General features: G+C 62.2%; 14 protein-coding genes, 1 tRNA gene and 1 pseudogene. 9 read left to right on the forward strand and 7 right to left on the reverse strand.

What is annotated here, in order from left to right; translation table 11 throughout:
• The first annotated feature begins 173 nt into the window (after positions 1-173).
• Entirely contained in the window at positions 174-452 is a 279-nt protein-coding gene (locus J6500_RS16015) for a PepSY domain-containing protein (RefSeq protein WP_225713664.1), read from the forward strand.
• Positions 453-477: 25 nt separating this feature from the next.
• The gene (locus tag J6500_RS16020) at positions 478-1,068 is read left to right on the forward strand and encodes a cytochrome b/b6 domain-containing protein (RefSeq protein ID WP_225713665.1); all 591 of its coding nucleotides are present in this window, start codon (positions 478-480) and stop codon (positions 1,066-1,068) included.
• Positions 1,069-1,230: 162 nt separating this feature from the next.
• Here J6500_RS16020 and J6500_RS16025 read toward each other — a convergent pair whose 3' ends face one another.
• Entirely contained in the window at positions 1,231-1,905 is a 675-nt protein-coding gene (locus J6500_RS16025; protein WP_225713666.1) for an LON peptidase substrate-binding domain-containing protein, read from the reverse strand.
• 114 nt (positions 1,906-2,019) lie between these two features.
• Complete coding sequence (gene trxA, locus J6500_RS16030; RefSeq protein ID WP_376707815.1) at positions 2,020-2,940, reverse strand: thioredoxin; 921 nt, start codon at positions 2,938-2,940, stop codon at positions 2,020-2,022.
• A gap of 385 nt (positions 2,941-3,325) precedes the next feature.
• On the opposite strand from trxA, the gene J6500_RS16035 reads away from it, so the two are divergent.
• Together J6500_RS16035 and J6500_RS16040 are read left to right on the forward strand one after the other, a co-directional pair.
• Positions 3,326-3,400, forward strand: a tRNA-Gly gene (locus J6500_RS16035).
• A gap of 267 nt (positions 3,401-3,667) precedes the next feature.
• Entirely contained in the window at positions 3,668-7,486 is a 3,819-nt protein-coding gene (locus J6500_RS16040) for a hypothetical protein (RefSeq protein WP_225713667.1), read from the forward strand.
• A 50-nt stretch (positions 7,487-7,536) separates the two neighbouring features.
• Here the strand turns inward: J6500_RS16040 and J6500_RS16045 are convergent.
• A pseudogene (locus J6500_RS16045) lies at positions 7,537-8,317 on the reverse strand (integrase core domain-containing protein).
• A gap of 655 nt (positions 8,318-8,972) precedes the next feature.
• Here J6500_RS16045 and J6500_RS16050 point away from each other — a divergent pair.
• From J6500_RS16050 to J6500_RS16060, 3 genes are all read left to right on the forward strand, one after another.
• Positions 8,973-9,533, forward strand: coding sequence for a DUF2865 domain-containing protein (locus tag J6500_RS16050; protein ID WP_225713668.1), 561 nt, complete (start codon positions 8,973-8,975; stop codon positions 9,531-9,533).
• A gap of 252 nt (positions 9,534-9,785) precedes the next feature.
• Entirely contained in the window at positions 9,786-11,063 is a 1,278-nt protein-coding gene (locus tag J6500_RS16055; RefSeq protein WP_225713669.1) for a PQQ-dependent sugar dehydrogenase, read from the forward strand.
• Between the two features lie 226 nt (positions 11,064-11,289).
• A complete protein-coding gene (locus J6500_RS16060) occupies positions 11,290-11,868 on the forward strand; it encodes a c-type cytochrome (protein ID WP_225713670.1) in 579 nt (192 codons plus the stop codon).
• Positions 11,869-11,973: 105 nt separating this feature from the next.
• On the opposite strand, the gene panE is transcribed toward J6500_RS16060, so the two are convergent.
• The 3 genes from panE to J6500_RS16075 form a co-directional block, all read right to left on the reverse strand.
• Positions 11,974-12,894, reverse strand: coding sequence for a 2-dehydropantoate 2-reductase (panE, locus tag J6500_RS16065; RefSeq protein ID WP_225713671.1), 921 nt, complete (start codon positions 12,892-12,894; stop codon positions 11,974-11,976).
• Positions 12,895-13,005: 111 nt separating this feature from the next.
• A complete protein-coding gene (locus tag J6500_RS16070) occupies positions 13,006-13,611 on the reverse strand; it encodes a 2-hydroxychromene-2-carboxylate isomerase (protein ID WP_225713672.1) in 606 nt (201 codons plus the stop codon).
• Positions 13,612-13,875: 264 nt separating this feature from the next.
• Entirely contained in the window at positions 13,876-14,466 is a 591-nt protein-coding gene (locus J6500_RS16075) for a DUF2239 family protein (protein ID WP_225713673.1), read from the reverse strand.
• Positions 14,467-14,597: 131 nt separating this feature from the next.
• Between J6500_RS16075 and J6500_RS16080 the strand changes: the two genes are divergently transcribed.
• Positions 14,598-15,263: a glutathione S-transferase family protein gene (locus tag J6500_RS16080; RefSeq protein WP_225713674.1), complete on the forward strand. Its 666-nt coding sequence runs from the start codon at positions 14,598-14,600 to the stop codon at positions 15,261-15,263.
• Positions 15,264-15,265: 2 nt separating this feature from the next.
• Here the strand turns inward: J6500_RS16080 and J6500_RS16085 are convergent, their stop codons facing one another.
• Complete coding sequence (locus J6500_RS16085; protein ID WP_225713675.1) at positions 15,266-15,463, reverse strand: hypothetical protein; 198 nt, start codon at positions 15,461-15,463, stop codon at positions 15,266-15,268.
• Between the two features lie 116 nt (positions 15,464-15,579).
• Here J6500_RS16085 and J6500_RS16090 point away from each other — a divergent pair, with 116 nt between their 5' ends.
• Entirely contained in the window at positions 15,580-15,915 is a 336-nt protein-coding gene (locus J6500_RS16090; protein WP_225713676.1) for a GIY-YIG nuclease family protein, read from the forward strand.
• Positions 15,916-16,092 lie beyond the last annotated feature (177 nt).

Consider the following 16,092-nt stretch of genomic DNA (forward strand, 5'->3'; position numbering starts at 1 on the left):
CGGCCGAAAGCGAATTGCACACGAGCAGCAAAGCGTTTTTCGCGGCCGTTAGAATCCCTCTAAGCGTGGCTTTCGCCCCGTCGCCTTGACTTGGCAACCACCTTCGTTTCCTTCACTCGTGTGCCTTGCGCGATGGCTTTCGCGCATGATCGTCAACGGAGGGGGAAATGCGCGTGAAAGTCATTCGGAGTGTTGTGCTTGCAGTGTCGGTTCTGGGCTTCAGCGGATCGGCGGCGCTTGCCGACGGCTTCAAGAACTGCACCAAGCTCGACAAGGCCTCGTGGAAGCCGGCCAGCGAAGCCGAAGCCAAGGCCAAGGCGGCCGGCTACGAGGTTCGCCGCTCGAAGGTCGAGGGCTCCTGCTACGAGGTGTACGGCGTCAAGGAAGGCAAGCTCTACGAGCTGTTCTACAGCCCGGAAGATCTCAGCCTGAAGCACACGATCGCGAAGTGAGCTGTCGTCGAGCGAACTGAGGCCGATGGACGAGGCGTTGCCAGGAACGCGTGCTGCGACCGGACGAGACTCCGCGCAGCGCGCAGCGCCGCTGACAGTGCAGGTCTGGGATCTGCCGCTGCGGCTCTGGCACTGGCTGCTCGCCATCCTCGTGCTGGTGGCGTGGTTCACGCCCAACACCTACGACCGTGCTCACAGGCTCGTCGGCTATGCCGTGATCGGGCTGCTGGTGTTTCGGCTGGTGTGGGGCTTCGGCGGCTCGCGCTATTCACGCTTCAGGATGATCGGCGTCAGGCTGCGCGCCGCGCCGCGCTACATCTGGAATCTGCGCCGCGGCATCACCGGTCGCTATATCGGGCTCAATCCCGCCGGCACCGCGATGCTGGTGGCGCTGCTGCTCTCGCTCGCCGTCTCGGTGGTCACCGGCGCGATGTCGGTGACGACGACCTTTTTTGGCGTCTGGTGGGTCGAGGACACCCACGCTTATTCATCCGACGCGGTGATGATCCTTGTCGTGGTGCATGTGCTCGGCGTCGTCGTGATGGGGCTCATGCAGCGGCAGAATCTCGTGCGCGCAATGCTCACCGGGCGCAAAGAGATTCGCCATCACTCCTAGGCCGGGGCAGCAGCGCAACTTCACCTCTCCCTTTGGGAGAGGTCGGCGCGCAGCGCCGGGTGAGGGGTTACGGTCTCTCGTGGGTGCTGAGGTGCCTCACCCGATTTGCCGCGCAAATCGACCTCTCCGCGTCGGGGAGAGGTGGAAGAGGCGTGTCGGCGCCTACTGCACCGGCGGGTCGCCGCTGGTGCGCTTCTTGGCGAGGTCCATCTCGGTGATCGCGATCAGGATTTCGGCGCGGGTCTTGAGGTCGGGCGCTTCCAGCATCGCCTGCTTTTCCGCCGCGCCATAGGGCGACATCATCGCGAGCGCGTTGACCAGCGCCTCGTTCGGCGCGGCCTCGATGCCGTCCCAATCGACCTTCAGATTGTTGACCTTGAGAAAATCGGCGAGCACTTCGAGCAGCGATTTGCGGTCAACCGCCTCTTCGCCCTTGCGCGCGGTGAAGTCGCCGCTGAACGAGAAGAAGTCGACCTTGCACTGGCGATACGGCGTCGAGACCGTGAGCTCCTCGATCACCTTGAAGCGTGAGATGCCGGTCAGTTCGAGGATGTAGCGGCCGTCGCCGGATTCGGCGAGCTGGGTGATGCGGCCGACGCAGCCGATGCGGAACAGCACCGGCGTTGCCGCCTTCGGCGAATGCGTCACGTCGGGCTGGATCATCCCGATCAGGCGGTGCCCGTCGCGCAGCGAATCGTCGACCATCGCGAGGTAGCGCGGCTCGAAGATGTTGAGCGGCATCTGGCCGCGCGGCAGCAGCAGCGCGCCCGGCAGCGGAAACACCGGGATCACTTCCGGAAGCTCGGCCGGCCCGCGGTATTCGGCATTGATCGGCATCTGCGGCCCCGCTGCTGTTACCGGCGTGGTCCAGGCATGATCCGGAAAAGTGCGAAGCGGCTTTCCGACGAGATCATGCCTGACCCATAGACTGAGGCGCGGCCCTGTCGCGCTTCAGGAGAAGAGGATCGTCGACAACCGCTTGCGCCCGTCGACGGTGGCCTCGTCGGTGCCGCCCCACGCCTCGAAGAACTGCACCAGCTGCTTGCGCGCGCCGTCGTCGTTCCACTTGCGATCGCGCTTGACGATGGCGAGCAGTTGCTCGGTCGCCTCGGCGCGCTTGCCCATCGCATTCAGCGCCGTGGCGAGATCGAAGCGCGCCTGATGATCCAGCGGGTTTGCGGCGACTTTCTGTTCGAGCTCGGCAACCGGACCGACCGACTGCGCCTGCTCGGCGAGATCGATCGCCGCCTGCACCGCCGAGACCGCGGCGTCGCCACGCTTGGATTCGGGGACCATCGCCAGCGTCTGCTTGGCCTGCTCGATCGCGCCCTTCGTGACGTAGCACTTGGCAAGGCCGGCGAGCGCCGGGATGTTGGTGGCGTCGTGCGCCAGCACCTCAGCATAGATCTGTGCCGCCGCGGCGGCGTCGCCCTCGGCGAGCACGGTCTCGGCCTCCTTGACGATCTCGGCGAGATCAGGCTCGCCAGCGGCCGGCACGCCCTTGGTGATCTTCTCGATGAAGGCGTTGACCTGGCTCTCCGGCACCGCGCCCATGAAGCCGTCGGCCGGCTGGCCATTGACGAAGGCGATCACGGCCGGGATCGACTGGATGCCCATCTGGCCCGGGATCTGCGGGTGCTCGTCGATGTTCATCTTGACCAGCTTGACCCGGCCCTTGGCGTTGCGGACCGCCTTTTCCAGGATCGGCGTCAGCTGACGGCACGGACCGCACCAGGGCGCCCAGAAATCGATCATGACCGGCTGGCGGCGCGATTCCTCGATGACGTCCTTGACGAAGGTCTGGGTCGTCGTCTCCTTGATCAGATCGGGCGCTGCCTGGGGCGTGGGGCCGCCCTGCTCCATTATCGTCACGTTGTCCTCGCCTGGTCTTGACGCATGAGGTCGGAAGATTCTAGGGGCGCGTTCTAGCACGCTCCGCCCGGCCGGTTCAGCCGTTCTGTCAGGCTAAATGGCGGTCAGCCTGCAAAATTCAATCGCTTCGGGTCCATCCCGTTCCGGGTGGATCGCGCGGTCGCGCGGCTCGAATCGCTCCGGGGTCCCAATGACGGTCTGAGGCCGGTTCCCGCGGTTCAGGCGAAGAAATTTTCAAATCAACTTGTTTGGGGCCGATTCGAGCATAATTTTTAAGCAATTCAGGCTATTTCGTCGGGTTCGGACCGTGCTCTTGTGTTGCATTCATGGTCCGCATTTGGCATAGGACTGCCGTTGCCGGCGAGTGATCGCCGCCATCTCGGATGCGGGTGTAGCTCAGTGGTAGAGCACGACCTTGCCAAGGTCGGGGTCGAGGGTTCGAGCCCCTTCGCCCGCTCCAGATTTCTCGCTGACCGAGCTGACAGTCTGATGAAGGCCCGCTCTCCGGAGGCGGGCTTTTTTATTTGCCAGTTGCAGCAGGCTTCGGCTCACCTGGCGCTTTGATCAATCGGCGCGGCCGCGGCGCTATTGGCTTAAAATCAAGGATTTCGAATTCTAGTACTGTCCTACACTACCATACGACCATACGCCGCATTCTTGCCACCGCGTGTATCGGCGCCGCACACTAAGATTCTATCGCTCCACGCGGCTTTGATTCTTTGAAGACATGTTCGAAATCACGGGCGACCATATTGCTGAATTGAGTGACGAAGACCTGCGCAGCCTCATTGGCATGCTGTGCGAGGCCGAAATGCGCCGCCGTGACCTTCCCGTTTCCGTCGTAACGTGGGGCGGCAACCAGAACGCGAAAGACGCCGGACTTGATGTGCGCGTTTCGCTTCCTGCGACGACCCAGACCGACGGGTTTATCCCGAAGCCGTCATCGGGGTTCCAAGTCAAAAAGTCCGACATGCCTCGGAGCGCTATCCTCGACGAGATGAGGCCGAAGCCGAAGGGCGTGATAAGGCCGTCCATTGCTGCCTTGGCCGAGGAGTCTGGTGCATACATCATTGTGAGCGGCGATGGTTCAGCATCAGACTCCGCTCTGAAGGATCGCCGTGAGGCGATGGCTGAAGCCATGCAGGGCGTTCCTCATGCGGATAAGCTTGTGTTGGAATTTCTGGACCGGGGGCGTGTCGCGACATGGGTTCGCGATCATGCCGCCATCATTACTTGGGTCCGAAAGAAGATTGGCAAGGCTATTCCCGGTTGGCACCCTTACGGTACGTGGTCACACACGCCAGATGCAAAAAATACCGATTATCTTGCCGATGACGCCGCAAGGATCAGGACAGGAACTCAAGACGAGGGCGACGGGCTTTCCGCGATTGAAGGCATCAACCGCATTCGGGATGTACTCCGAACCCCGGGCAAGGTGGTGCGACTTGTCGGCTTGTCTGGTGTCGGTAAGACACGGTTCGTCGAAGCATTGTTCGATGGCAAGATCGGAGACAACCCTCTCGACCCAGCGCTCGCAGCGTACGCCGATGTAGCTAATACGCCAGATCCGCCGCCTTCGGAGCTTGCGGCGAATTTGTTGGCCGAAAACCGGCGGATGATCCTCGTTATCGACAACTGCCCGCCCGATCTACACCGAAAGCTTTCCGAGATCGTCCGAGTCAGCGGCAGCAAGCTTAGCGTTATAACTGTTGAGTACGACATTCGCGAAGACCAACCGGAGGGAACCGACGTATTCTCATTAGAGGCGTCATCGACCGAGCTTATTGAAAAGCTGGTTGCCCGGCGCTTCCCGCAACTATCTCAGATCGATTGCAGTACGGTTGCTAAGTTCTCCGGCGGCAATGCGCGCATCGCAATTGCGCTTGCTGGCACCGTTGAGAAAGACGAGACGGTTGCAGGCCTGAGCGACGAGGACTTGTTTCGCCGCCTGTTTCACCAGCGTCATCAGCCTGATGAAACGCTGCTTCTTATCGGCCAAGCTTGTGCTCTGGTCTACTCTTTTCAGGGAGAAGACCTTGAAGGCGATAATGCCGAGTTGCCGATCTTAAGTGGTCTCATCGGTAAAACAGCCGATGAAATGTACAGGGGAGTCGATGAACTCCGCAGCCGCGACCTGATGCAGCGACGGGGCGTGTGGCGAGCCGTATTGCCGCATGCCGTTGCCAATAGGCTTGCGGCTATGGCCCTTCGGAAAATTCCGCCGCAGAGGATCAACACGGCCATCATAAATGGTAAGTCCGAACGCTTGCTGCGTTCCTTTTCGCGGCGGCTTGGCTATTTAGACACAAGCGAAGAAGCTTGTACTATTGTTGCTGCATGGCTCGCTCCGGGTGGGCTCTTATTTGACGTGTTGGACCTCGACGAACTCGGTAAGGCAATCTTCCATAACGTTGCCCCTGTAATGCCGGAGCTAGTCCTCTCTGCTCTTGAACGCGAGATTGGGAAGGCGGACGCAGCAACGCTGGAGCGTTCCAAAAACTTTATCAGTTTGATCCGCTTACTTGCGTTCGATCCGAAGCTTTTCGAACGTTCCACCGCGCTCCTCTTGCGCTTCCATGCGATTGGGACGGACTCACATGTCGATAAGGACGCGGGTAACGTCATCGTGTCTTTCGGGCACATCTATCTCTCCGGCACTCACGCCACTATTGAGCAACGGCTGGCTCTCATCGAAAGTCTTCTGCGCTCGCCTGACGCTAAGCAGCAAGCGCTTGGCGTGGAATCGCTCGACGCGGTATTGCAGACAGACCACTTCTCATCGAGCTATCTTTTCGAATTTGGCGCGCGATCTCGTGACCATGGCTACTACCCCAGGAGCGATGCGGATATTACACATTGGTTCGGATCGGCACTGAAACTCGTTGAAACGATCGCTGCGTCCGATTTGCCCGTGGTCGATGGCGTGAAGAAATCTATTGCAGGAGAGTTTCGCGGGTTATGGGCCAATGCTCAGCTCGGCGACGAACTCGACAAGATGGCCCGCGCGTTTGCCGGCAATGGGTTTTGGAGAGATGGCTGGATCGCTACTCGGCAAGCGAGAGCTTACGACAGCAAGCGGCTTTCACCAGAATCATTAGCGAAACTGAAAGCCCTAGAAGAGTTCCTGCGTCCCAAAGACCTCGTCGCCAAGGTGCGGGGCATCGTCTTGGAGGCGAAGGGCGGAGGCCTCGGTTACGACGAGTTGGATGACGCAGAAGACCTTGACAAATACGACTACGACGCCGCGGAAAAGCGAACGGCCGTCGCGATTGAACGACTCGGTAAGGATTTGGCCGTCGCTACCGAGTCGCTTCAGGAAATTTTGCCGGAGCTGGTTAGCGGCAACGGTCACCGCCTTTTTCAGTTGGGGTCCGCACTTGCGTGGGGCGCCGACGAGCCGCGCCTGCTATGGGAAGCCCTTCTAACTCAATTAGCTGCGACCCAAGATGGCAACCCGACTGTCATGGGCGGGTTTCTGAGCGGACTGCAGGCACTGCAGCCTGATGACGTCGACGCCATGCTCGATGACGCGCTGACCAATCCAGCCCTAGTGACTTGGTTTCCGTATTTGCAGGCGTCGGTGCACATTGATGATAGTGGGATCGCCCGCATTCACCGCTCACTGGAGTTAGGACGGTCGCCGATTGAGCGATATTCTCACCTAGCTTGGGGCCGCGCGTCCGACCCAATTCCGGGTCCTGCATTCCGTGATCTGGTCGCCGCGCTAACCGACAAGGATGGCCTTGATTCAGCGATGCACATGGTTTCGATGCGCCTTGTTTCCGATCGCACCGCTAAGCGTGAGCCTGCCCTCGAAACCCTTGAGGCAGGCCGTCACGTTCTTTCGAAGTTCGAGCTTGGCAACTCCAAGCGCCAAGTGCAACGCGAGGACCACGAGCTCGGCTCACTTGCGAAAGCGTGCCTTGCCGGCAAAGAAGGTGAGGTGGTCGTTCGGCGACTCACTCGAATGCTCAAAGAAGCATCGGCTGACTATACGCTGCGCGCACACGACTACGACGATCTGGTGAACGCCTTGTTCGTTGTTCAACCCATTGTAACACTTGATGAAATGTTTACAGGCGACGAGGCGTCGGTTAAGGCCGGCATTCGTTTCGTCGAAAAGCTCACCCGGCGGCGGGCCAGCCCGCTTGATGGCGTTCCGCCGAGTACGTTGATTGGTTGGTGCCAGATCGAGCCAGATATGCGCTATCCGATCCTCGGCGTCGCGGGTTCTCTCTTTGCGAGTGACAATCACTCTTCGCCTCGCCAGTGGACGCCGCTGGGTCCATTGCTCCTGCGGAACGCGCCTAATCCGACCAAAATTCTCGCGACCATCGTCAAGCGGCTCTATCCCAACAGCTGGGGCGGCTCTTGGGCGACGGAGATGGAAGGCCGTTTCAAGTTGCTGGAGCAGCTTGACGTCAGTGCCAGTCCGGACCTTCAGAACGCGAAATCAGAGGCGCTGGCTCGCATGCGAACCGAGATCGAGGGCGCGCGCAAGAAAGAGGCCGAAGAAGAGCGGCAGCGCAGCGCGCGCTTTGAATAGTATGAACGAAGCCAAGTCTCCGGCGTGGCTTGGCGAAGACTTGGTAAGCCCTAGCTGTGGAGCCTCAAGAGGTTATTCCCGGCCATGTCGAGCCTGCTGATGGGTGGCCTTGAGCCGATACTGCCATGAGGACGATGCCAGTTGTAGCGGTGAAGCCATCGAGGCAACTCCGCTGCTCGTTCCTGAGAAGTGTTGTAGGCCTGCGCGTAAGCCCATTCTCGTAGGCTGGTTTGAATGAAGCGCTCAGCCTTGCCATTAGTCTTTGGCGTGTAGGGCTTGGTGCGGATGTGCTTGAGGCCGAGGCGCTTGCAGGCCTTCTGGAAGGCGAAGGATTTGTAACAGGCGCCGGCTCGACCCCTGTCGATCGCCGGTGATCCGATGGCCGATCCGATTGAACTTGCCGAGCTTTTTGATGTCGATGTGGATCAGTTCGCCGGGACGTTCGCGCTCATAGCGCCGGATCGGCTCGGCCGGCTCCAGAGCAGCCAATCTGTTCAAACCGAGCCGGCGCAGGATACGGCTGACAGTTGCGGCTGAGATCCCGACCTCGAGCGCGATCTGTTTGCCGGTGTGGCGCTGCCGGCGGAACGTCTCGACAGCTGCGCATGTGGCTGCCGGGGTTTGGCTTGGCGATGAAAGAGGCCGTGAGGAACGATCTCGCAACCCATCCACGCCGTCCGCGCGGAAGCGTTTGACCCACTTGGCGACTGTCTTCGCGGTGGTGTTGAACTGGCGCGCGGCGACCGCCTGGCTCAGCCTTCGCTCAACAACACTTCGCACCATCGCCTCTCGACCTTTCGGCGTCAGAGGCGCATTCTTGTGAACGTCCATTCGGTTCTCCGCGAATCGCTGGTGTTTGGCGACTTCAGAGTTCCCGGTCAGGGCCGAATGGACAACCTCCTGAAAGTTCACAACGTCATCGACGCAAATTCAGGCCGACCGAAGTCGAAAACCGTGCAACAGAACGTCCAACAATCCGCCGCGGCTAGCGAGTTTCTCGAACGCCGTTCTTCAGATAAGATGTTGAATTTGTGAATGAATTTCGAAAACTTGAGGGTGTCTTAAGTAACTCAAAGAGCGCTCGCCCGCTCCAAGATTTCTCGCTGGCCGAGCTGACTCTCGCTAATCGAGCTGACAGTGTGATGAAGGCCCGCTCTCCGGAGGCGGGCTTTTTTATTTTCCGGTCGCGGCAGGCTTCGGTTCACCCGGCGTGAGTCGCAACTTCCACGAGTTGAAATGCCACACGGCACGTTCGTTAACCGTCAAGCGAGCTGTTAGTAAAACTGATAGAAAACTGTGTTGCTGTCAGCGTCGAACGCAGGCACGAAGTGGCCGCCTTCGCCGTGGCGATACGGCAAGCCATACGAGAATGTCAGTCAGCTGGACGCCAGACCCCGGTTTGTATCGAAGCGTGCTGCGCTGGAGCATTGTCGCGCCGGCCGTTCTCGCCGCCAGTTGGTCGATTGCTCCGGCCGCCGCGCAAATGATGCCGAGCGACTCGGCCTACGCGTCATCGCCTCCAACAGCCAGCTTCTTCGCCGCACCGAATTTCGAGCCGGCCGAACCGCAGCAGCCGCGCACCAGGGTCTACATCACGACGCGATCCAATCCAGGGGGCGGGCGTAACTATTGCGTCCGGATCTGTGACGGTCGCTATTTCCCGCTGCCGCAGGCCAACGAAACGGCAAGCAAGACCTGTGAAGCCGTCTGCCCGGGCGCCGAGACGAAGCTCTACTCGGGCTCCGACATCGAGAGCGCGCGAAGCGAGCAGGGCGAGACCTACAAGGCGCTGGCGAATGCATTCCGCTTCCAGCGCGAGATCGTGCCGCAATGCTCGTGCCGCTCGGATGCTGCGGCCGGGCTCGCCGCGATCTCGATCGAGGATGACATGACGCTGCGCACCGGCGACATCGTCGCCGCCAATGACGGCTTCAAGATCGTCGCGGTCTCCGAACGGCGCTCCGGCGTCCGGGGCAGCATCCTGTTCAGGCCGCTGTCCAGCGCCAAGGCGCAGGCGCTCGGCCTTTCGCGCGTCTCATCGCGCTAGACCGAGCGTTCGCTTCGCGCGAATATTGCGCTGCAATGCGCCTGGATATCTTCTGAAACACGACGCACAAAATTTGGTCGCTCACTTTGTCTTGACCGCAGCGCAGCACGAATGCCCCGTACTTCTCAGCCTCGTCGGATGTGCTACCATTTTGCCGTCTGACCACCTCACAGACCGCCACCATCATCTCTCAGGGCGTTCAAAATCAATAACAGCGCAAGCTGCAACGGCTTGGCACAGGGGAGTGACGCGATGAAATCTGCTTTCAATCAATCATTAATTGCGCTTACGGCGATCGCGCTGCTGGCCGGGACTGGCTTTGCCAATGCGCAGCAGCAGACGGACAAGGGCCGGCCGCTGAAGAAATATGAATCCGGCACCAAGGAATTCTGGACCCATCCGCCGGACGACTGGTTCCTGGGCGACGAGACCGAGGCGCAGAAGGGCCTTGCGCCGCCGTCGGGCCCGCCGACCGGCGCCTCCGACGCCGAGCTCGCGGCGATGATGAAGAAGATCAAGCTGCCGCCGGGCTTCAAGATCGAGGTCTACGCCTCGAACGTGCTGGCGGCGCGCCAGATGGCCTGGGGCGACAAGGGCACGCTGTTCGTCGGCTCGTTCGGCCTCGGCAACGTCTACGCGATCAAGGACAACAACGGCAAGAAAGAGGTCAAGACCATCCTCAAGGGCCTCAACATGCCGACCGGCCTCGCCTTCAAGGACGGCGCGCTCTACGTCATCGCGGTCGACAAGCTGATCCGTTACGACAACGCCGAAGCCAATCTCGACAATCTCGGCAGCGGCAAGGTGGTGTATGACGACATGCCGTCCTATGCGGCGCATGGCTGGAAATACATCGCGGTCGACAAGGATGGCTGGTTCTTCATCCCGTTCGGCCCGCCCTTCAACATCGGCATTCCGCCGACCTCGGTGTCGCAGATCCGCCGCGTCGATCCGAAGACCGGCAATGCGGAGATCTGGGCGCTCGGCGTGCGCAACTCGGTCGGCGGTGACGTCGATCCGCGCACCGGCAAGTACTGGTTCACCGAGAATGCGCGCGACTGGATCAGCGACGATCTGCCGAGCGACAAGCTCAACATGATCTCGAAGATCGGCGAGCATTTCGGCTATCCCTACTGCCACCAGGGCAACCTGCCGGACGACAAGTTCGCGATGGGCCACAAATGCTCGGAGTTCACCCCGCCGGTGTTCAATCTCGGTGCCCACGTCGCTCCGCTCGGCATGAAGTTCTATACCGGCAACCAATTCCCGGCCGAGTACAAGAACAGCATCCTGATCGCCGAGCACGGCTCGTGGAACCGGCACAAGTACCAGGGCGGCCGCATCGTCCGCATCACCGCGAGCCCCGACGGCAAGAACGCGAAGCAGGAGATCTTCGCCTCCGGCTGGATCGAGGGTGACCAGGGCTATCTCGGCCGTCCCGCCGATATCCTGCTCGACAAGGACGGCTCGATCCTCGTCGCCGACGACTGGGCCGGTGCGATCTATCGCATCAGCTACAGCAAGAAGTGACGGCTGAACTGTTGCGGGGCTGCGGTGGCCGATCTGGCAACTGCAGCCCGTTCACGTGGGTATGTCCGCAATCGGAACAGACTCGTCATGCCCGGACTTGATCCGGGCATCCATCCAAACAAGAAACCTTTAGCAAGTGCGATGGATTGCCGGGCTTGTCGCGCCGGAGAGACTTCAGCCTCGCAGGCGGATCGAGCCCGGCAATGACATACGGAGAGAACTGACTATGCGTGTTGCGTCGCTCGGAATCCTGTCCGCGGCAATCCTGCTGAGCTCCTTTGCCCACGCCGCAGACGTCGCCGCCGGTAAGGCGAAGGCCGAGATGTGCGTCGGCTGCCACGGCGAGAACGGCATCTCGCAGATGGAGAACATTCCCTCGCTCGCCGGCCAGCTCGATCAGTTCATGCAGTGGCAGCTCGTGTTCTTCCGCGCCGGCGCGCGCAAGAACGAGCAAATGCAGCCGATCGTCGAGCAGCTCTCGAACGAGGACATCCGCAATCTCGGCGCCTATTTCGCCTCGCTGCCGCCGTTCAAGGGCAGCAAGGACGACAATCCGGAGCTCTCGGAAAAGGGCAAGCAGGCCGCCGCGGGACGGCGCTGCGCCTCATGCCACACCGACACCTATGTCGGCACCAAGGCCGTCGCGCGCCTTGCCGGCCAGCGCGAGGAATATCTCGTCAAGGCGCTGCACGACTACAAGTCCGGGCAGCGCTCCGGCGGCGCCCAGGCCGCGATGGCCGACGTCGCCTATCCGCTGAGCGACGAGGAGATCACCGCGCTCGCGCATTACCTGTCGCATCTCTGAGAGACCCGTAGCCCGGATGAAGCGAAGCGCAATCCGGGGGCGCTGCATCCGCGGCACGACCGTTCCCGGATTCGCTTCGCTCCATCCGGGCTACAAGGCTCCGAACTAGCTCGCCCGCTGCCTCTCATACGCCTTGAGATGCGTGTAGGCGGTGCGCAGTTTCGGCACCGGGATCTTCGCGGCATCGGCGCGGACGATCAGATCGCCGATCACGTGATCGGCCTCGACCGGCAGCCCCGCCTTGATGTCGCGGAACATCGACGCCGTCATCGGCGAGCCTTCGGTCGTCAGCATGCCGCGGGTGCGCTGGAAGAACGGACCGCCCGGCGCGTGGCCGGCGTCGGCGGCGATCGCGCTGCATTCGTCGAGGATGCCGAGCAGGAAATCACTGCCGCCCGGCGCCGCCAGGATATTGCCGACCGAGGTCCGCATCAGGCTGGTGGAGGCGGCGAGCGAGGCCAGGAACACCCACTTCTCCCACATGTCTTGCATGATGTGTTCGCTGGCTCCAGCGCCGTTGATCGCGGAGAAAGTATCCGCGATCGCACGCACGCGATCGGACATGCCGCCGGCGCGCTCGCCGAAGGTGAGCGACTGCATCGGCTGCAGCTGCACCACCTCGCGCTTCTCGTTCAGCGTCGCCGCGATCGCGCAGAGCCCGCCGAGCACGCGCGACGCGCCGAACTTCTTTTCCAGCGCATCGAGATGCAGCATGCCGTTGAGCAGCGGGATGATCGCGGTGCTGTCGCCGACCGCGGGCGCAAACGACTTGATCGCATCCTCGAGATCGAACGCCTTGCAGCTCAACAGCACGACGTCGAATTTTTCCGAAAGCTTGTCGGCCTGTACGGCCGGCGGGTTGTTCAAGGTGACGTCGCCGTTCGGGCTCTTGATCACCAGCCCGGCGGACGCCAGCTCTGACGCGCGCCGCGGCCGCACCAGGAAGGTGACGTCGCGGCCGGCCTCCAGCATCCGGCCGCCGAAATAACCGCCGATCGCGCCGGCGCCGACCACGAGAACGCGCATGGGAATTCGTCCTTCTTTGTTGTTGCCCGGGGAGGGCGCGAATAGCTGACGGGGAGTAGCGAATGGATATTAGAAGTCTATTCGCCATTCGCTACTCACTATTCGCTCACTTCACTTTCCCGAGACCATCTCCTCGACCTCGCGCAGCTGCTCCTTGCCGAAGAAGATCTCGTTGCCGACGAAGAAAGTCGGCGAGCCGAACGCGCCGCGCTCGACCGCGGCCTGGGTGTATGCGATCAGCTTGCCCTTCACATCCGCCTCCTGCGCCCGCGCAAACAGTTTTGCGGCGTCGAGGCCGGAGGAAGCGATGGCTTTGCCGGCGACCTCCGGATCGTCCATCTTCTTCGGCTCGACCCACATGTGGTGGAACGCCGCCTCGACATACGGCTCGAACACGCCTTCCAGCTGCGCGGCGACCGCGGCGCGCATCAGGTTCAGCGTGTTGACCGGGAAGAACGGGTTCCAGACATAGGGCTTGACGCCGAACCGCTTGAGGAAGCGCTCGGTCTCGATCTGCTGGAACTCGGGCTTGTTCTTGACGCCGGCCAGCGTCTCGGCCGGCGACTTGTTGTTGGTGGCCTTGAAGATGCCGCCGAGCAGGATCGGGACATACTCGAACTTGACGCCGGTGCGCTGCTCGATGGCCGGAATGGCGCGGTGGCTGAGGAAGGCGTTGGGGCTGCCGAAATCGAACAGGAATTGCGGATTTGCGCTCACGGCAGTCTCTCCCTCGGGCTTCGCTTGGTACAGGCCTGCTGTCACAGGCCGTGCTGGTAGAATATGATAATCATCATGTGAGCCGTACGGCGCGATGTCAAATCAGGCATCCCATCGTCCGTGCATACGCGTCATTCTCCGGTGCGCAATTGCGCACTGAGCGCGCGCCCCTTGGCGCGAACCCGGAATTCGTTCAGCCGCCGAGGCCGCGGCGCGATGGATTCCGGGCTCGCGCTTTCGCACGCCCCGGAATGACGGCGTGGCCTAATCCGCCTGGTCGCTGTAGGCGAGCGCGATCGCGTGGTCGCGGATGTCGGCCGGCCAGTCCGCGATCAAGGTCGAGAAGCGTCGGCGGTCGTGCACGAACAGCGCCCGGATCGCGTCCTCGTAATGCGGACGGTTGCCGGCCATCGTTGTCATGAAGCGATAGGCGGCATCCTGCGCGAGGCGCGTGCGATCCTTGTCGCCGCTCGAGCGCCGGGCCTCATCGATCAGTTTGCGGATCGCGACCGAGGCGCCGCCCTTCTGCTGCGCCAGCCAGTCCCAGTGCCGCGGCAGCAGCGTGATCTCGCGCGCGACGACGCCGAGGCGCGGCCGGCCGGGGCCGCGCGGCGCAGGCGCGGGCTGCTCATGCTCCTCGGCTGCGGGTGTCTTTGGTTTCGGCAGGCGTTTGAGCACGTCGTCGACCGAACCGCGATAGTCGATGTCGACCAGCGCCGAGGTGCGGCCGTCGAATACCAGGACGGCGGCGTCCTTGCGCCGGTCGAGCAGTTGCTTGGCGGCGCGCACGACCTCGCCGAGATCGCCGGCGGCGATGCGCCGCTCGCTTTCGAAGGCGACAAAGGCAGGATTCATGGCACACTTCTCCGGTTGCGCGACATATTGTCCGGGTAATTTGGGGCGATCGCGATGCGCCCATCTCGACTTTCCAGCGCCCGGCTGGCACCAAGCGCCGCTCGGCCACGCCGATACCTTGAGGAACGACAATGCTGACGGTTCATCATCTCAACAATTCCCGCTCGCAGCGCGTGCTGTGGCTGCTCGAGGAATTGGGCGTGCCCTACGAGATCGTGCGCTATCAGCGGCAGCCCGACATGCGCGCGCCGAAGGAGCTGCGCGCGATCCATCCGCTCGGCAAGTCGCCCGTCATTACCGACAACGGCAACACGGTCGCCGAATCCGGTGCGATCCTCGACTACGTCATCAACACCTACGGCAATGGGCGGCTGATCCCGCAGGCCGATACGCCGGAGCGGCTGCGCTTTACCTATTGGCTGCATTATGCCGAGGGCTCGGCGATGACGCCGCTGCTGCTGAAACTGCTGTTCAACCTGATGCCGAAGCGCGCCCCGGCGCTGCTGCGTCCCTTGGTGCGCAAGGTGTCCAACACCGCGCTGACCACGCTGGTCAACCCGCAGATCAAGCAGCACATGGCCTATTGGGAAAGCGAGCTCGGCAGGAGCGAGTGGTTCGCCGGCAATGAATTTTCCGGCGCCGACATCCAGATGAGCTTTCCGCTCGAAGCCGCCGCGGCGCGCGGCGGGCTCGAGGACGGCCATCCCAGATGCATCGCGTTCCTCGAACGGATTCACGCCCGCCCGGCCTATGCGCGGGCGCTGGAGAAGGGGGGACCGTACCAGGTCGGCCGGTAGGATCATCGCGGCAGCTCGACCAGCGGCAGCAGCCGCGAATCCGCCAGCGCCGCGGTGCGATGTCCGATGCCGGCGAGATAGGCCTCCGCCACCGCGAAGGCGAGGAACGCGCCGCGGCTCTTCTGCCGGATCAGCATTGCGCGGTCCCAGCGCTCGCCCTGCGGCCCGATCAGGAATGGGCCGCCTTCGCCCATGAACATGAGGTCGCCGCCGCTCCGCCGCAGCAAATCGGCAAGTGATGCAGCTTTTTACCCGGGTCTAATTGCTCTGTCAATAATACCTGGATATAAATGGCGACACACGAAAGGAAGCCGCCATGAAGACCGAAAGCCGCAGGCTTGCCATCGCCGACTACAAGAAGCGCCCGAGCGTCGCCGGCGTGTTCGCGATCCGCTGCCGCGCGAGCGGCGAGGTCTGGGTCGGGACGGCGCTCGACCTTGACAAGATCCAGAACCGCATCTGGTTCACGCTGCGGATGGGCGATCATCGCAACGCCGAGCTGCAGCACGCGTGGTCGGCGCATGGGGCGGCGAGCTTCACGCTCGAAACCCTCGAGCGCATCGAGGACGAGGAGCTCGCCTACGTCCGCGACACGCTGCTCAAGGAGCGCGTGCAGCACTGGCGCGCGGCGTTGAAGGCGGCGGCGGTGTAGTCGCGCTCTGCGCGATGTTGCGCGCCAGGGACCGCAACTGCCGGGCCCCCTCTCCCTTGTGGGAGAGGGTTGGGGATGAGGGTATCTCGGCGCGTCGTGCGGAGAGATACGCCTCACCCGGATCGCATTTCGCTTCGCTTCATGCGCTCCGGCCTCTCCCACAAGGGGGGAGGCGAG

The sequence above is a fragment of the Bradyrhizobium semiaridum genome (assembly GCF_020329505.1).
Lineage (GTDB): Bacteria > Pseudomonadota > Alphaproteobacteria > Rhizobiales > Xanthobacteraceae > Bradyrhizobium > Bradyrhizobium semiaridum.